The organism is Delftia sp. RIT313, from assembly GCF_000632165.1.
GTDB lineage: Bacteria > Pseudomonadota > Gammaproteobacteria > Burkholderiales > Burkholderiaceae_C > Comamonas > Comamonas acidovorans.
Genome location: NZ_JFYT01000068.1, coordinates 238,813 through 255,297, shown reverse-complemented (window position 1 = coordinate 255,297; position 16,485 = coordinate 238,813). Strand labels below are relative to the sequence as shown.

General features: G+C 69.8%; 12 protein-coding genes. 3 read left to right on the top strand and 9 right to left on the bottom strand.

The window, feature by feature from the left end:
* Window positions 1–379: LytTR family DNA-binding domain-containing protein (locus BW39_RS21560; protein WP_043824123.1), on the top strand; the 379-nt coding region annotated here is incomplete at its 5' end.
* A 24-nt stretch (window positions 380–403) separates the two neighbouring features.
* Here the strand turns inward: BW39_RS21560 and BW39_RS21555 are convergent.
* Window positions 404–1,177: an ABC transporter ATP-binding protein gene (locus BW39_RS21555; protein ID WP_043824156.1), complete on the bottom strand. Its 774-nt coding sequence runs from the start codon at window positions 1,175–1,177 to the stop codon at window positions 404–406.
* A gap of 13 nt (window positions 1,178–1,190) precedes the next feature.
* On the opposite strand from BW39_RS21555, the gene BW39_RS21550 reads away from it, so the two are divergent.
* A complete protein-coding gene (locus BW39_RS21550; protein ID WP_043824121.1) occupies window positions 1,191–1,556 on the top strand; it encodes a hypothetical protein in 366 nt (121 codons plus the stop codon).
* A gap of 3 nt (window positions 1,557–1,559) precedes the next feature.
* On the opposite strand, the gene BW39_RS21545 is transcribed toward BW39_RS21550, so the two are convergent.
* From BW39_RS21545 to BW39_RS21530, 4 genes are all read right to left on the bottom strand, one after another.
* Window positions 1,560–3,068, bottom strand: coding sequence for an efflux transporter outer membrane subunit (locus BW39_RS21545; RefSeq protein ID WP_043824120.1), 1,509 nt, complete (start codon window positions 3,066–3,068; stop codon window positions 1,560–1,562).
* A 23-nt stretch (window positions 3,069–3,091) separates the two neighbouring features.
* The gene (locus tag BW39_RS21540) at window positions 3,092–6,253 is read right to left on the bottom strand and encodes an efflux RND transporter permease subunit (protein ID WP_043824118.1); all 3,162 of its coding nucleotides are present in this window, start codon (window positions 6,251–6,253) and stop codon (window positions 3,092–3,094) included.
* 345 nt (window positions 6,254–6,598) lie between these two features.
* Window positions 6,599–9,730, bottom strand: a complete 3,132-nt coding sequence (locus BW39_RS21535; protein ID WP_043824117.1) for an MdtB/MuxB family multidrug efflux RND transporter permease subunit — start codon at window positions 9,728–9,730, stop codon at window positions 6,599–6,601.
* 46 nt (window positions 9,731–9,776) lie between these two features.
* Entirely contained in the window at window positions 9,777–11,393 is a 1,617-nt protein-coding gene (locus tag BW39_RS21530; protein ID WP_043824115.1) for an efflux RND transporter periplasmic adaptor subunit, read from the bottom strand.
* A 421-nt stretch (window positions 11,394–11,814) separates the two neighbouring features.
* Between BW39_RS21530 and BW39_RS21525 the strand changes: the two genes are divergently transcribed.
* Window positions 11,815–12,201 carry a nuclear transport factor 2 family protein gene (locus BW39_RS21525; protein WP_016452483.1) on the top strand — a complete coding sequence of 129 codons (387 nt, stop codon included), beginning with the start codon at window positions 11,815–11,817 and terminating at the stop codon, window positions 12,199–12,201.
* On the opposite strand, the gene BW39_RS21520 is transcribed toward BW39_RS21525, so the two are convergent.
* The 4 genes from BW39_RS21520 to BW39_RS21505 form a co-directional block, all read right to left on the bottom strand.
* Window positions 12,198–13,268 (bottom strand): XdhC family protein, encoded by a 1,071-nt coding sequence (locus tag BW39_RS21520; RefSeq protein ID WP_043824114.1) that lies wholly within the window; start codon window positions 13,266–13,268, stop codon window positions 12,198–12,200. The two genes, BW39_RS21525 and BW39_RS21520, sit on opposite strands and share 4 nt — an antisense overlap.
* A 254-nt stretch (window positions 13,269–13,522) precedes the next feature.
* Window positions 13,523–14,254, bottom strand: coding sequence for a CoxG family protein (locus tag BW39_RS21515; RefSeq protein ID WP_043824113.1), 732 nt, complete (start codon window positions 14,252–14,254; stop codon window positions 13,523–13,525).
* Between the two features lie 38 nt (window positions 14,255–14,292).
* Window positions 14,293–15,549 carry a vWA domain-containing protein gene (locus BW39_RS21510; protein ID WP_043824111.1) on the bottom strand — a complete coding sequence of 419 codons (1,257 nt, stop codon included), beginning with the start codon at window positions 15,547–15,549 and terminating at the stop codon, window positions 14,293–14,295.
* Window positions 15,546–16,484 carry an AAA family ATPase gene (locus BW39_RS21505; RefSeq protein WP_043824109.1) on the bottom strand — a complete coding sequence of 313 codons (939 nt, stop codon included), beginning with the start codon at window positions 16,482–16,484 and terminating at the stop codon, window positions 15,546–15,548. The genes BW39_RS21510 and BW39_RS21505 overlap by 4 nt, the downstream gene beginning before the upstream one ends.
* Window position 16,485: the final 1 nt, after the last annotated feature.

Below are 16,485 nucleotides of genomic sequence, written 5' to 3'. Positions count from 1 at the left end.
GCACCTGGCGGGTCCCACGGCCCCCGCCGCCCCCGCCGCCACCGCCACCGAGCCGCCGCTGCAGATGATCCAGGCCGGCGTGGGCACGCAGATCCAGATGGTGCCCGTGCACGACGTCGTCTACTTCGAGGCGGCCGACAAGTACGTGCGCGTGCTCACGGCCTCGCATGAGTACCTGGTGCGCACGCCGCTCAAGGAGCTGCTGCCCCGGCTGGACGCCGAGGAATTCTGGCAGGTGCACCGCGGCACAGTGGTGCGCGCAGCCGCCATTGCCAATGCCCAGCGCGACGAGGCCGGCCGGCTGTGGCTGCAGCTGCGCGAGCGAGCGGAAAAACTGGCCGTGAGCCGCCTCTACGCGCAGCGGTTCAAGGCGATGTAGGTGGCGATGTAGACGCCGGCTCCGTCAGCGCAGCGGCGGCTGATCGGGCAGGTCCAGCACGTCGTCCCAGGCCACGCCCTGCATCTCGTCCCAATGGGCGACGATCACGCAGCGGGGGCCATGCCCGGCCACGGGGGCCGATTGCTGGCCGGCCCGGTTGAGCCCCGCCAGCATGCGCTGCACATGGTCGATCGATCCCCGGTCCAGCGCGGCCAGCGGCTCGTCGATCAGCAGCAGCGGCACGCCGCTGGCCCAGCCCGCCGCCATCCACAGCTTGCGCAGGCTGCCCGTGGACAGGGCCAGCAGGGGCTTGTGCAGGTGGGACTCCAGGCCCAGGCCGTCGGCATGGGCCTGCCATGCCGCCTCGCTCCACGCCGGATGCAATTGCCGCTGTGCCTGCACCCATTCCTGCGCGGGCCGGGCGCGCTCGGCATTGGACAGCTCGGCGCGCGGGTCACGCCAGAACAGCGCGGGGCGCTGCGAGGGGTCCGGCTGCTGCGGATACGCCAGGCGCCCGGCCTGCAAGGGCAACTGGCCGGCCAGCATTTGCAGCAGGCTGGTCTTGCCGCAGCCCTCGCCGCCGCGCACCAGGCACAGGCCCACGGGCCAGTCGTGCGAGGCGCCATCCCACAGCAGCAGGCCCGGCCGCCCGAAGCGCAGGGCCTGCGCGCTCACCATCGGCGGCGCCATCGATTGCTGTGCGGTGTCCATCTGAATGTCTTTCCGGTTCTGCGATGCGGGCGATTGTGCACGCGGCACAATGCCGGGCTTTCCCTTTTCCAACCACGCACTACGCATGCGGACCGCCACCATGACCCTCGACTACCTGGATTTCGACTACAGCGAAGACGACGAAGGCACGGGCTGCTGGGACGCCATGGCCAGCGTGCCCGCCGCGCGCGTGCCGGCGCTGGCGGCCGAGGTGGAGCAAGTGCTGGCCTGGGCACACCGCCGCTTCAAGGGCCGGCGCGGCCCCATCGAGGAAGGCGGCGACTGGGACTACGAGCTGCAGGGCCAGGACGACGGCGGCCAGCCGCTGGCCTGGCGCTTTGACGCAGCCACGGCGCACCTGCAATCCGTGGCGGCGGGGGATGGCCGCACCACGGTGAACCTGTCGATCAGCGGCAGCGCAGCCTTCGGCGAAGCATTGCGCCAGGCCTTCGAGCTGCAGGACTGAACATCAGCGCGCGACAGCCTGCGGCCCCTGCACGGAGGCCGGCCCCAGCGGCTCCCAGTGCCCGGCCACGTTCTTGAGCAAGGTGTTGACGGCGGCCAGCCGCCGGTTGCGCACATCGATCAGGCTGCGCCGGGCCGACAGCACCGTGGTCTGGGCGCTGAGCACATTCAGATAGGCCACCGTGCCCGCGCGGTACTGGTTGTTGACGACATCCAGCGCCTTCTGCGCGGCGGCCACGGCCTCGATCTGCACCTGCTGCTCGCGCGCCAGGGCGGATGCGGTGACCAGGTTGTCCTCCACCTCCTGCAACGCCGTCAGCACGGTCTGGCGGTAGGTGGCGGCGGCCAGGTCCAGCGAGGCACGCGCCGACTCCACGGCCGCCGTGCGCGCGCCGCCGTCGAACAGCGCCAGCGCCAGCGACGGGCCCAGCGACCAGAACAGGTTGGGCGCACTCACCAGGTTGGACAGCGATGCACCCCGGTAGCCGGCCGTGGCCGACAGCGTGAGCGCCGGGAAGAAGGCCGCGCGCGCCACGCCCACCTGGGCGTTGGCAGCGGCCACGCGGCGCTCGGCCGCTGCAATGTCGGGGCGCTGCTCCAGCAGTTGGGACGACAGCATGGCCGGCACCTCGGGCGGCGGCGGCAGCTCGGCGCCGGCCTCCAGGCTGAAGGCGGCCGGCGGCAGGCCCAGCAGCGCGGCCAGGGCGTGCTCCAGCTGGGCGCGGCTGGTCTGCGCCTCGATGAGCTGGGCCTGGGTGCTTTTGTACTGCGCCTCGGCCTGGGCCACGTCGGCCGACGAGGCCACGCCCGCGCGGTAGCGGTTGTTGGTGAGCTTGAGGCTTTGCTCGTAGCTCTGCAGTGTTTCCTGCAGCAGCCGCACGCTGGCATCGGCCGCGCGCAGCGAGAAATAGGTCTGCGTGATCGATGCCTGGGCCGACAGGCGCGCGGCGGCCAGGTCGTCGCTGCTGGCCTGGGCGCTGGCCTGGCTGGCGCTGACCGTGCCCGACACGCGGCCCCACAGGTCCAGCTCCCAGCTGGCGTTCAGGCCCAGCGAGTAGTTGGTCGAGATGTTGCCGCTACTGCCGCTACTGCCGGTGTTGCCGCCCGTGCCTGATGCACCCGATGCACCGGAAGCCCCGCCGCTGCGCGAGCGCGTGGCGCCGGCCGTGCTGCCCAGCGTGGGGAACAGCCCGGCCTGGCTGCTGGCCACGGCCGCCTGCGCGGCACGCAGGCGCGCGGCGGCCTGGGCAATGCTCTGGTTGCCGGTGGCGGCCTGCTGCTGCAGGCGGTTGAGCTGCTCGTCGCCGAACAGCTCCCACCAGTTGTCGGGCACTTGCGCGCGCGACGGATCGGCGGGCCGCCAGATGCCGGCCTCGGCCGCCTCGGGCGTGGCTTCCTTGAACTGGGCCGGCACCTCGAGTGCGGGGCGCTGGTAGGCGCTCTGCGTGGAGCAGCCGGCCAGCAGCGCGGCGGCCAGCCAGATCGCCGGGGAGTGAAGTGTCTTGGACTGCATCAGCTTGGGCTTTCGGATTCGGTTCACTGGGGTGATGCGGCGGGCACAGGGGTGCCACGGTCCTTGCCCTGCACGCGGCCACGCAGGCCCATGACACGCTGGCGCAGCCTGTCCAGCAGCACATAGACCACGGGCGTGGTGTAGAGCGTGAGCAGCTGGCTCAGCATCAGGCCGCCCACGATGGCAATGCCCAGCGGCTGGCGCAGCTCGGCGCCATCGCCCCGGCCCAGGGCCAGCGGCAGTGCGCCGCAGATGGCCGCCAGGCTGGTCATGAGGATGGGGCGCAGCCGCAGCTCGCAGGCGCGGTAGATGGCCTGGGCAGCCGTGGCATGGCCGGCGCGCTGCCGCTCCAGCGCGAAGTCGATCATCATGATGGCGTTCTTCTTGACGATGCCGATCAGCAATATCACCCCGATCAGCGCGATCAGCGAGAACTCCGTCTTGAACAGCATCAGCGCCATCAGCGCACCCACACCGGCCGAGGGCAGCGTGGACAGGATGGTCAGCGGATGCACCAGGCTCTCATAGAGCACGCCCAGCACCAGATAGATGGTGATGATGGCCGCCAGGATCAGCAGCGGTTGCCCGGACAGCGCCTGCTGGAAGGCCCCGGCCGTGCCGCTGAAGCTGCCGCGCACCGACACGGGCACGCCCAGATCAGCCACGGCCGCGCGGATGGCATCACTGGCGTCCGACAGCGCCACGCCCTCGGCCAGGCTGAAGCTGATGGTGCTGGCCGGCGTGCCCCGGTCGTGGTTCACGGCCAGCGGCGTGTTGGTGGTGGTGATGCGCGCAAACGAGGTCAGCGGCACCTGCACGCCCTGGTTGTTCACGAAGAAGAAGCCGCGCAGCGTCTCGGGGCTTTGCAGGTAGCGGGGCGCGGCCTCCATCACCACGCGGTACTGGTTGAGCGGGTTGTAGATCACGCCCACCTGGCGCTGGCCGAAGGCGTTGTTGAGCGTGCCGTCGATCTGCGCCACCGTCAGCCCCAGGCGCGTGGCCGCGTCGCGGTCGATCACCAGCGAGGTCTGCAGGCCGAAGTCGGAGACATCACTGTTCACGTCCGTGAGCTGGGGCAGTTGCGACAGCACCTGGCGGATGCGCGGCTCCCAGGTGCGCAGGTCCTGGATATCGTCGGCCTGCAGCGTGTAGTCGTACGAGCCCGAGCTTTGCCGCCCGCCGATGCGGATATCGCTTTGCGTGACCATGAACAGCCGCGCGCCGGGCTCGTTCTTGAGCTTGTCGCGCAGGCGGTTGATCACCTCGTCGGAAGACACCTTGCGCTCGGCCAGCGGCTTGAGCGACATGAACATGTTGGCCGCATTGCGCTGGCCGCCGCCCGTGAAGCCCGTCACGTACTCCACGGCCGGGTCTTCCTGCACGATGGACAGGAAGCGCTTGAGCCGCTGCTCCATGGCCTGGTAGGAGGTGGACTGGTCGGCCCGGATGAAGCCCATCACGCGGCCCGTGTCCTGGCTGGGCATGAAACCCTTGTCGATGGCCATGTACAGGTGCACGTTCAGCGCCACCACGCCGGCCAGCACCAGCAGCACCAGCGGCTGGTGGCGCAGGCACCAGGCCAGGCTTGCGCGATAGCCGGACATGGCACGCCGCTCGGCCCGGCCCACCCACGCGCCGAAACGGTCCCAGGCGCGCTGCAGGCCATTGCGCGGCCGGCCCGGCTGAGCGACACGCTGCGGGCGCAGCAGCGCCGCGCACATCATGGGCGTGGTGGTCAGCGATACCACCATCGAGATCAGAATCGCCGCCGACATCACCACCGCGAACTCGCGGAAGAACCGCCCCACGATGCCGCCCATGAACAGGATGGGCACGAACACCGCGATCAGCGACAGGCTCATGGACACCACGGTGAACCCGATCTCGCGGGCGCCGTCCAGCGCCGCGCGCAGCGCGGTCTTGCCGCGCTCCATGTGGCGCATCACGTTCTCCAGCACCACGATGGCATCGTCCACCACAAAGCCCGTGGCCACGGTCAGCGCCATCAGCGACAGGTTGTCCAGCGTGTAGCCGGCCAGGTACATCACGCCGAACGTGCCCGCCAGCGACACCGGCACGGCCACGGCCGGAATCAGCGTGGCCCGGCCATTGCGCAGGAACAGGAACACCACCAGGATCACCAGCGCCACGGCGATCAACAGCGCCCGCTCCACCTCCACCACCGAGGCACGCAGCGTGGGCGTGCGGTCGGACACGATGGTCAGATCGATGGCCTCCGGAATGGACGCCTTGAGCTGCGGCAGCAAAGAGCGCACGCGCGCCACGGCCTCCAGGATGTTGGCGTCCGGCTGCTTGAAGATCTGCAGCAGGATGGCGGGCTTGCCATTGGCCACGCCGTAGTTGCGCACGTCCTGCACCGAATCCGTGACATCGGCCACGTCCTGCAGCCGGATCGCATTGCCATTGCTCCAGCGCAGCACCAGCGGCGCATAGTCGGCCGCCACGCGCGCCTGGTCATTGGCGGTCACCTGCCAGTAATGGTCCTCGCGCTCCACCGCGCCCAGCGGCCGGTTGGCATTCGTGGCCGAAATGGCGGTACGCACCTGGTCCAGCGACACGCCATTGGCCGCCAGCTTCACCGGGTCCAGCTCCACGCGCACGGCCGGCAGCGCCCCGCCGCTGATGGACGCCTGGCCCACGCCCTCCACCTGCGAGAGCTTCTGCGCCAGCACGGTGGACGCCGCGTCATACATCTGCCCGCGCGTCAGCGCGCTGGACGTCAGCGCCAGGATCATGATCGGCGCATCGGCCGGATTCACCTTGCGATACGTAGGATTGCCCGGCATGCCCGAAGGCAGCAGCGTGCGCGCCGCATTGATGGCGGCCTGCACATCGCGCGCCGCGCTGTCCACCGTGCGCGACAGATCGAACTGCAGCGTGATGCGCGTACTGCCCAGGCTGGAGCTGGACGTGATCTCATTGACCCCCGCAATCGCCCCCAGCGCCCGCTCCAGCGGCGTCGCCACCGTGGCAGCCATGGTGTCCGGGCTTGCACCCGGCAGGCTGGCCGACACCGAAATCGTCGGATAGTCCACCTGCGGCAGCGGCGCCACCGGCAGCAGGAAATACGACACCGCCCCCGCCAGCGCCAGGCCGATGGTCATCAGCATGGTGGCAATGGACCGGAAGATGAACGGCGCCGAGAGATTGGAAAGCTGGCTCATGATCCAGCCCCAAAAACCCCAGGCCGAGCGAAGCGATGGCCCGAGCAAACTCCCCTTCTGCCCGCGCCTGTGTCGTGGCGCTTGCGGGGTTGCAGTCCTGCCGAAGGACAGGACTGCTTCGTCATCTGACTCGCCGTGATTGTCTGAACGCAGCGCGCCAGCGCGAAGTGAGTTTCACGGCGAACCCCGCAAGCGCCACGACGCAGGTGGCCCCGCAGCGAAGCGAAGGGGTCGCGGGCAGTGGGGCGCGCTTCTTTGCCTACTTTCTTGTCGCGCGACAAGAAAGTAGGTCGGCCGCCGGGCCGAACCCCGGCCAGCGGCGCCAGCCAAAAGCGCAAGCCCAGTTCAAGCATGGACACCTCCACGCGAAGACCGATCCCGCCACCTCTGCGCCCACCCTTCAAAAGTCAGATAAATCACAGGCGTAGTGAACAGAGTCAACAACTGACTCACCAGCAAGCCCCCCACCAACGTCACCCCCAACGGATGCCGCAACTCACTGCCCACCCCCGTCCCCAGCATCAACGGCAAGGCCCCCAGCAAAGCAGCCAAGGTCGTCATCAGGATAGGCCGGAACCGCAGCAGGCAGGCCTGGTAGATGGCCTCGCGCGGCGTGTGCCCCTCCTCGCGCTGCGCCTCCAGCGCGAAGTCGATCATCATGATCGCGTTCTTCTTGACGATGCCGATCAGCAGCACGATGCCGATGATGGCGATGATGTCCAGGTCCAGCCCCGCCAGCAGCAGGGCCAGCAGCGCGCCCACGCCGGCCGAGGGCAGCGTGGACAGGATGGTCACCGGGTGGATGGTGCTCTCATAGAGCACGCCCAGCACGATGTACATGGTGATCACCGCCGCCAGCACCAGCAGCAGCGTGTTGGACAGCGAGGCCTGGAAGGCCAGGGCCGCGCCCTGGAAGGCGGCGTCCACCGACAGCGGCATATGGCCCTCGGTGCGCAGCTGGGCCATCAGGTCCTGCACGGCCTTGACCGCATGGCCCAGCGACACGCCGGGCGCGGTGTTGAACGAGATGGTGGCGGCGGGCAGCTGGCCCACATGGTTCACGGCCAGGGCCATGGGCCGCTCGCTGACCGTGGCCACCGAAGACAGCGGCACGGGCGCGCCCGCGCTGGAGGCCACATAGATGGCCTGCAGCGACTCGGGCCCGATCTTGAACTGCGGCGCCACTTCCAGCACCACGCGGTACTGGTTGGACTGCGTGAAGATGGTGGAGATCAGCCGCTGGCCAAAGGCGTTGTACAGCGCCGTGTCGATGGCCGAGACCGTCACGCCCAGCCGGCTGGCCTGGGCCCGGTCGATCTGCACGAAGGCCTGCAGGCCCTGGTTCTGCAGGTCGCTGCCCACGTCCACCAGCTCGGGCAGGTCGTGCATGCGCTCGACCAGGGCCTGGGTGCTGGTGGTCAGCTGCGCCATGTCGGGCGAGGACATCAGCAGCTGGTACTGGGTGCGCGCCACGCGGTCCTCGATGGTCAGGTCCTGCACGGGCTGGGCGTACAGGCGTATGCCCGGGATCTGCAGCGCATCGTCGGACAGGCGGCGCAGCACGGCGGGCACGCCATCGCGCTGGCCGTGGGGCTTGAGGTCGATCAGCAGCCGGCCCGTGTTCAGCGTGGTGTTGCTGCCATCGACGCCGATGAAGGACGAGATGCTCTGCACGGCCGGGTCCTTGAGCAGCAGCTCGGCCAGGGCCTGCTGGCGCTCGGCCATGGCGGCAAAGGAGATGGACTGGTCGGCCTCGGTCGTGGCCTGGATGGTGCCCGTGTCCTGGTCCGGGAAGAAGCCCTTGGGTACGGCAAAGTACAGCAGCACGGTCACGGCCAGCGTGGCCAGGAAGACGATCCAGGTCAGGCCCCGGCGGTCCAGCACCCAGGTGAGGATGCGGCCGTAGCCGGCAATGGTGCGGTCGAAGAAACGGCCCGTGGCGTGGTACAGGCGGCCATGCCGCTCTTCCTCGGCCCCTTCGGGCTGGTGGCGCAGCAGCCGTGCGCACAGCATGGGCGTGAGCGTCAGCGAGACCACGGCTGAGATCAGGATGGCCACCGCCATGGTGATGGCGAACTCGTGGAACAGCCGCCCCACCACGTCGCCCATGAACAGCAGCGGGATCAGCACGGCGATCAGCGAAATCGTCAGCGAGATGATGGTGAAGCCGATCTGCTTGGCGCCCTTGAGCGCGGCCTGCATGGGCGGCTCGCCCTTTTCCACGAAGCGCGCGATGTTCTCGATCATCACGATGGCATCGTCCACCACGAAGCCGGTGGAGATCGTCAGCGCCATCAGCGTGAGGTTGTTGATGGAAAAACCGGCCAGGTACATCACGCCGAAGGTGCCGATCAGCGACAGCGGCACGGCAAAGCTCGGGATCAGCGTGGCCGAGGCGCTGCGCAGGAAGACGAAGATCACCGCCACCACCAGGGCGATGGCCAGCATCAGCTCCAGCTGCATGTCGTTGACCGAGGCGCGGATGGTCACCGTGCGGTCGGTCAGCACCTGCACGTCCAGCGAGGCCGGCAGGGTCTCCTTGAGCTGGGGCAGCAGCGCCTTGATGCGGTCCACCGTCTCGATCACATTGGCGCCGGGCTGGCGCCGGATGTTGAGGATCACGCCCGCGCGCGAACCGCCTTCGGGCGTGCCGGCCCAGGCGGCCAGGCGCGTGTTCTCGGCATCGTCCACGGTCTGGGCGATGTCGGACAGGCGCACGGGCAGGCCGTTCTTGAAGGCGATGATGAGGTTGCGGTACTCGGCCGCCGACTGCAGCTGGTCGTTGGCATCAATGGTGGAGGCGCGCGCCGGGCCGTCGAAGCCGCCCTTGGCCTGCTTGACGTTGGCGGCGGCGATGGCGGTGCGCACATCGTCCAGCGTCATGCCCAGGCCGGCCAGCGCGGTCGGGTTGGCCTGGATGCGCACGGCAGGCCGGCGCCCGCCGGCAATCGCCACCAGCCCCACGCCGTTGACCTGCGAGAGCTTGGGCGCCAGGCGGTTCTCCACCAGGTCGTTGACACGGATCACCGGCAGCGAGGGCGAGGTGATGGCCAGCGTGAGGATGGGCGCATCCGCCGGGTTGACCTTGCTGTACAGCGGGGGCATGGGCAGGTCGCTGGGCAGCAGGTTGGAGCCTGCGTTGATGGCGGCCTGCACCTGCTGCTCGGCCACGTCCATGGCCATGTCCAGCGCAAAGCGCAGCGTGATCACCGAGGCGCCGCCCGAACTGGTGGACGACATCTGCGACAGCCCCGGCATCTGGCCCAACTGGCGCTCCAGCGGCGCCGTGACGTTGGAGGTCATCACGTCGGGGCTGGCACCGGGGTACAGCGTGGTGACCTGGATGGTGGGGTAGTCCACCTCGGGCAGGGCCGAGATCGGCAACAGCCGGTAGGCCAGCAGGCCGGCGATCAGCACCGCCACCATCAGCAGCGATGTGGCGACGGGTCGCAGGATGAAGATGCGGGAAAGATTCATGGGGCCGCCTGGAAGGGCTTGCAGTCTTCAGGTGCCGGGGCGCTGCTCAGCGCCCGGCCGGAGCGGGAGCCGCTGGAGCAGCAGGCGCAGAGGGCGCGACAGGTGCCGGGCCGGGCGAAGGCTGGGGCGATCCGGGCGACGGTGCCGGCGACTGGCCTGCGGGCGCGGAGCCTTCGGCCGCCGGCGCGGTCACGTTGCCGCCGTTGCCGCCGTTACCGCCACTGCCACCGTTACCACCATTGCGCTGCCCACCGCGCTCGGCACGCAGCTTCTGCAGGTAGGCCTTGCGCTCGTCGGGGTTCATGGTCGCCAGCTTGGCGCGCACATCGGGCGGCAGGTTGCGCATGCCGCGCGGCTGGCCGGAGGCATCCTGCACGGCCTGGTCCACCTTCTGCACCTTGTCGGGCTCGATCACCGTGACCTTGGCGCCTTCGCGCAGGCGGTCAATGCCATCGACCACCACCTGCTCGCCAGGCTTGAGCTCGCCCTTCACGCTCACCCGGTCGCCATCGGTCACGCCCACGGTGATGCGCCGCTGCGTCACCGTGCCATCCTCCTGGACCAGATAGACGTAGTTGTTCTGCACGGCCGTGGTCGGCACGGTCAGCGCCTGCTCCAGCCGGTCCACTTCCAGCTTGACGTTGACGAACTGGTTGGCGAACAGCCGGCCCTCGGCATTGTCGAAAGCGGCCTTGGCCTTGATGGTGCCGGTGGCGATGTCGATGCTGTTGTCCACCGCATTGAGGCGGCCGCGCCCCAGTTGCTGCTTGAGGTCCCGGTCCCACAGCTCCACGGGCAGCTCGCGCCCCTCGGCCAGGCGCCGCGCCAGCGTGCCCACATGGGCCTCGGGCACGGAGAACACCGCGTCGATGGGCTTGACCTGGGTGATGGTGACGATGCCGTTGGCATCCGAAGGATTGACCACATTGCCCCGGTCGGCCTGGCGCAGGCCCAGCCGGCCCGCAATGGGCGCCGTGATGCGCGTGTAGCTCAGTTGCAGCTTGGCCGCATCGGCCTGGGCCTGGTCGGCGGCCACCGTGCCCTGGTACTGGCGCACCAGAGCAGCCTGGGTATCGACCTGCTGGCCGGCAATGGAATCCTGGGCCTGCAGCTCCTTGTAGCGCTGCAGGTCCAGTTGGGCGTTCTTGAGCAGCGCCTGGTCGCGCTGCAGCGTGCCCTGGATCTGGTTGAAGCTGGCCTGGAAGCTGCGCGGATCGATCTCGGCCAGCAGCTGGCCGGCCTTGACCTCGTCGCCTTCCTTGAAATGCAGGCGCAGCAACTCGCCCGACACCTTGGCGCGCACCACGGCCGTGGCGCGCGGGTTCATGGTGCCGATGGCGCTGATCAGCACGCGCATGTCGCGCCGCTCCACCACGCCCACGGACACCGGCTGCGCCTGGGCACCCATGGCGCCGGGGCCGCCAGGCCCACCCGGCCCGCCGGGGCCGCGCCGGCCGCCTCCCGCACGCCCGCCACCCGGGCCGGGCGCACCGGCCGAGGCCTGCTCGCCCTGCGCCGGCGCCCGCTTGTTCCACCACCACAGCCCGCCCCCCGCCACCAGGGCCAGTGCCACCACGCCCCACATCAGGGCGGGCCGTACCCGGCCGCGCTGGCGTACGCCGTGGGCATCTGCAACAAAGGGGCTGCTTGACAGGCGTTTCATGGTCACTGCGGGAAGTCGTGGGAGGAAACCGTGGGTCCGGCCCCAGAACAGGGAACGGCGGCGGATGCGGCTATGGTAGCCAGTCCCATGCTCTCCAAAACGAGGCAGATCGCCGTTTTACGCAGGCATTACCCCCGCTTTACCCCGGCTTTACCCGCTCTGACCAGGGCGTTTTCGGAACAGGTCGGGCACCCGTCGGCAGGGTCTCAGACAGGGCACGGCGCTCAAAACACTGTTGACCCAGGCACGGCCAATGCGGGGCGCATCAGCCCGAAAGTCCATTGAAAACAAGGCATTGCACCGCACCCCGGCGCGGCCCGCGCCTCGCCCCCGGTTGGACTGCCCCCCGCGCTTGTGGCTACGATGCGCGGCCGCAGGCCTGCAAGCGCAGGCCGCCATCCATCCGTCCCAGGAGAACACCATGACGACTGCCAACCCACGCCTGACCGACCATCCCGAAGAAGCCGCCGTGCGCGTGCCGCTGGAGCTGTACATGCGCGGCCATGCCGAGGACAACAGCGCCCACATGCGCGCCGCCTTCATGCCCACCGCCCGCATCGAAAGCGTGCGCGAAGGCCCGCTGACCTCCTGGGACATCGACACCTACTGCGCCCGCTTCAAGGGCCAGCCCGCCGCCGACGAGGCCACGCGCCGCCGCAGCATCGACGCCATCGACATCGGCGGCACGGCGGCCAGCGCCAAGATCACCCTGGTGCACGGTGCCATCACCTTCATCGACTACTTCGTGCTGCTCAAGACCGAGGCCGGCTGGAAGATTGCCAACAAGGCCTTCCATGCGGTGGTCTAACCCACCCCGCACACCAGCGGCGTGATGCCCTCGGGCCCGTCATCCTCCAGCGGCTGCGGGGGCTGGGCTGCGGCGAGCTTGCCTTCTTCCACGGTCATGCCGCGCGGCAGGGCCACGCCGTTCTTGGCGGCCAGGACCTCGGCCATGATGCTGACGGCGATTTCGGGAGGCGTCTTGCTGCCTATGTACAGGCCGATGGGGCCGCGCAGGCGCGCCAGTTGCGCGTCGCCCAGGCCGAAGTGCTCGCTCAGGCGCTGCAGGCGCAGCGCGGTGTTGCGGCGCGAGCCGATGGCGCCGACGTAGAAGGCCGGGGATTCCAGGGCTTCCATGAGGGCCAGGTCGTCGAGCTTGGGGTCGTGCGTGAGGCCGATGATGCAGGTGCGCGCATCGGCGCGCATGGTGCGCACAAGGTCGTCGGGCATCTCGCGCGACAGCTGCACGCCGGCCACGCTCCAGTGGCGGCTGTATTCCTCGCGCGGGTCGCAGACGGTGACTGCAAAGCCGTTGAACAGCGCCATGGTGGCCAGGTATTCGGACAGCTGGCCTGCGCCGATGAGCAGCATGCGGTACTCGGGGCCGAAGCTGTTGGCGACCTGCTGCCCGTCATGCACCAGCGGCTCGGGCGCGTCGCTGACCTGCTGGACGACCTGGCCGGTGGCCTTGTCCACGGTGCGCCGCACCATGCGGCCTTCGTCCAGCCATTGGACGAGTTGCTGCAGCGCAGCAGCGTCGGGATTGAATTCGAGCAGCAGCTCCAGCGTGCCGCCGCAGGGCAGGCCGAAGCGGTGGGCCTCGTCGGCGCTGACGCCGTAGCGCAGCAGCCGGGGCGCGCCGTCGCGCAGGGCGTCGGCGTCCGAGGCGTGGCTGTAGCGGGCGATCAGGTCGTCCTCGATGCAGCCGCCGGACACGGAGCCGACCACGGCGCCCGAGGCCCCCAGCGCCATGATGGAGCCGATGGGCCGGGGCGACGAGCCCCAGGTACGCACCACCGTGGCCAGCAGCGCGCGCTCGCCCTGAGCGCGCCATTGCGCGAGGTGGCGCAGAACATGAACATCCAGGTTTTCCATTGCAAATCTCCACGCCGGCACCTGGCTTGCCTGTGCAGCTGGGCGCCTGGCGTTTTTCGGCGGCTATTGTCTCTCTGCATCAAGAAGGGTGCTGCAGCATGTAAAAAGGGCTTGGTAGCGCAGGGCGAAGCATAGAAGCCACAACAAATCTGAGGCCAGAGACGCCGAGCAAGAGCCGCCTCGCGGCGAGGGCGTCGTCCCCCTCCCGCGAAGCGAGAGAGGGGGAAGCGGCGCAGCCGCTCAGGGGGAGCGCCCTAGTACCGCGAGAGCAGCCAGCCAGCCCCGAGAACGACGACGATGGCCAGCCCCCAGCACCACAGCGGGATGGCGCGGCGCGAGCGTTCCTCGGCCTCGGTGGCCGGTGCGGCATCCAGCGGCGTGGCCACGCCGGCTGCGGCGTCGTGCTCCCAGGCCTGGGCGTCCACGGTGGGCTCGATGTGGCCGGTTTCATCGGCCAGGCCGGCAGGCAGGTGGGACAGGTCGGCGGTGTCGCCTGCATCGGCAGGCGCTGCCGGCGCGCGCGGGTGGCGCTGCTGCATCAGCGTGTCGAATCGCGCGAAGAAGTCGTCGGCCATGTTGCGCGCGGCGCCGTCGATCAGCCGCTGGCCCAGCTGGGCGATCTTGCCGCCGACCTGGGCCTGCACGCTGTAGCTGAGCAGGCAACGCGGCTGGCCTGCGGCGTCGTCGGGCTCGGGAGTGAGGGTGACGTCGGCCTCGCCCTTGCCGAAGCCGGCCACGCCGCCCTGGCCTTCAAAGGCGATGCGGTAGCGCTCGGGCGGCGTGATGTCGGACAGCGTGACCTTGCCGCTGAACTTGGCCGATACCGGCCCCACCTTGACCGCCATGCCCACGGCGTACTGGTCATCGCCCAGGGGTTCGAAGCGGTCGCAGCCGGCCAGGCAGGCCTTGAGCGTTTCAGGATCGTTGAGCGCCTCCCAGGCCTGCTGCTGGCTGACGGCAAGGGAACGGCTGGCTTGCATTTCCATGGCAATTCCTTTCTGCGATGGGGGTGGCCGCAAGCGGCTCAGCGGCCTGGCGCCGCCAGCAGCCGCGCCAGGTGACCGGCCAGTTGCTGCAACGATTCCAGGTTGTGTACCGCAAGCATGGCATGGGCATGACGATGCAGCACGGCTGCCCCCTGGGCCAGTGGGGCATACCCGTCAAAGCGCAGCAGCGGGTTGAGCCACAGCAGCCGCGCGCTGTGGCGGCGCAGCCAGGCCAGTTCGCGGTCCAGCTCGGCGGCATCGCCGGTGTCCAGGCCGTCGCTGATGATGAGCACCAGGGTGCGCCGGCCCACCAGGCCTGAAACCCGGTGGCGCGCATGCAGGCGGCGCAGTTCGCCCAGGCTGCTGCCCAGGCGCGTGCCGCCGCCAAAGTCGGCAATGGCGGCGTTGGCGCGCTCGAGCATGGCATCGGTATCGGCCTGGGCAAAGGCCGGGCCCAGGTCGCGCAGCTCGGTGCCGAAGCTGAAGACCTGGCGGCGCAGGCCCGCATGGCGCTGCGTGCTGGTGGCCGCGTGCAGGAAGGCCAGCAGCAGCCGCGCATAGCGCTCCATGGAGCCCGAGACATCGACCAGGGCCAGCCAGGGCAGCGGCAGGCGCAGGCGTTCGCGCCGCAGCAGCTGCAGCATTTCGCCGCCATGGTGCGATGCCGCACGCAGGCTGGCAGCCCAGTCGGGCACCGCGCCGCGCTGGCCGGTACGCGTGCGGCGGCTGCGGTAGCGGGGCAAGGGAAGGGCAATGTCCCTGGCCAGGCGCTGCACCAGCAGGTATTCGCTGGCGCTGAGCTGGTTGAAGTCGGCATGGCGCAGGCGGTGGCGCTCGCTGGCCGTCATGGCGGCGTCCAGCTTCAGCTCTTCATCGACGGCGGCCCTGCCCTCGCCTGCCTGGCGGGGCGACAGGGCTTCCTGCACGCGCGGGCGGTGGCGCGGCGCGGACGGCCGGGGCGCCTGCGGCAGCAACTGGGCCAGCAGTTGCCGGGCCACGTCGGGATTGCGGAAGTAGGCGTCGAACAGTTCGCGGAACACGGCGCGGTCCTGGGCGTTGCTCACAAATACGGCCTCCAGCGCTGCTGCCATGTCCTCGCGCGCCAGGCCGACAAGGGACAGGGCCTGCTGGGCCAGCGCCATGCGCCCGCCATCCACGGGCACGCCCGCGCGGCGCAGCGCACGCGCAAAGCCGACCAGGTTGCCGGCGAGCTTGCCGCTGCGCGCATCGCCCAGCCAGCTGGTGCGCTCGCCTCCATCGGCGGCACCGGCGGCACCGGCTGCACCAGCCTTCACGGCGCGGGCTCCGGCGCCAGCAGTTGCTGCAGCCGCTCGGGCGTGAGCGCGGCCACGTCCTCGCGCTGCTTGAAGAGGATGCCGGCCGTGTCGTGCACGACTTCGGGATCGACCACCAGGGTGTCCAGCGCCACCAGGGCCTTGGCCCATTCCACGCTTTCGGCAATGCCGGGCACCCGCTGGAAGGCGTCGGCAAAGGGCTGGCTGCGCAACCGTCCCACGAAGCTTGCCACCTGGGCGGTCAGGGCCTGCCCGGCCCCGGGCACCAGGGCGCGCACGATGGCCAGCTCGCGCTCGCGCCCGGGATAGTCCAGCCAGTGGTAGAGGCAGCGGCGCTTGACGGCGTCGTGCAGGTCGCGCGTGCGGTTGCTGGTGAGCACGGTCACGGGCGGCACGCGCGCCGCCACCGTGCCCAGCTCGGGAATGCTGACCTGGTACTCGCCCAGGTACTCGAGCAGGAAGGCCTCGAAGGGCTCGTCGGCACGGTCGATCTCGTCGATCAGCAGCACGGCGCCGGGTTCAGGCTGCTGCAGGGCCTGCAGCAGCGGGCGGCTTACCAGATAGCGCTCCTGGTAGACCTCCTGCTCGGCGCGCTGCAGGCGGTCCTGCTGCGGTGCGGCCGCGGGCTGCGCCGAGGCCAGCTCGGCCGCGCGCAGGTGCAGCAGTTGGGCCGCGTAGTTCCATTCATACAGCGCCTCGCGCTGCTCCATGCCGTCATAGCACTGCAGCCGGATCAGGCGGCGCTCCAGCACGCGCGCCAGCGCCTGGGCCAGCGCGGTCTTGCCCACGCCGGGCTCGCCCTCCAGCAGCAGCGGCCGCTGCAGCCGCAGGGCCAGGAAGACGGCCGTGGCCAGGCGCCGGTCGGCGAAATAGCCTTCGGCCTGCAGCGCGGCGACCAGGGCGTCTATGGAGGCAATGGCTTGCTCGGAAGGCATC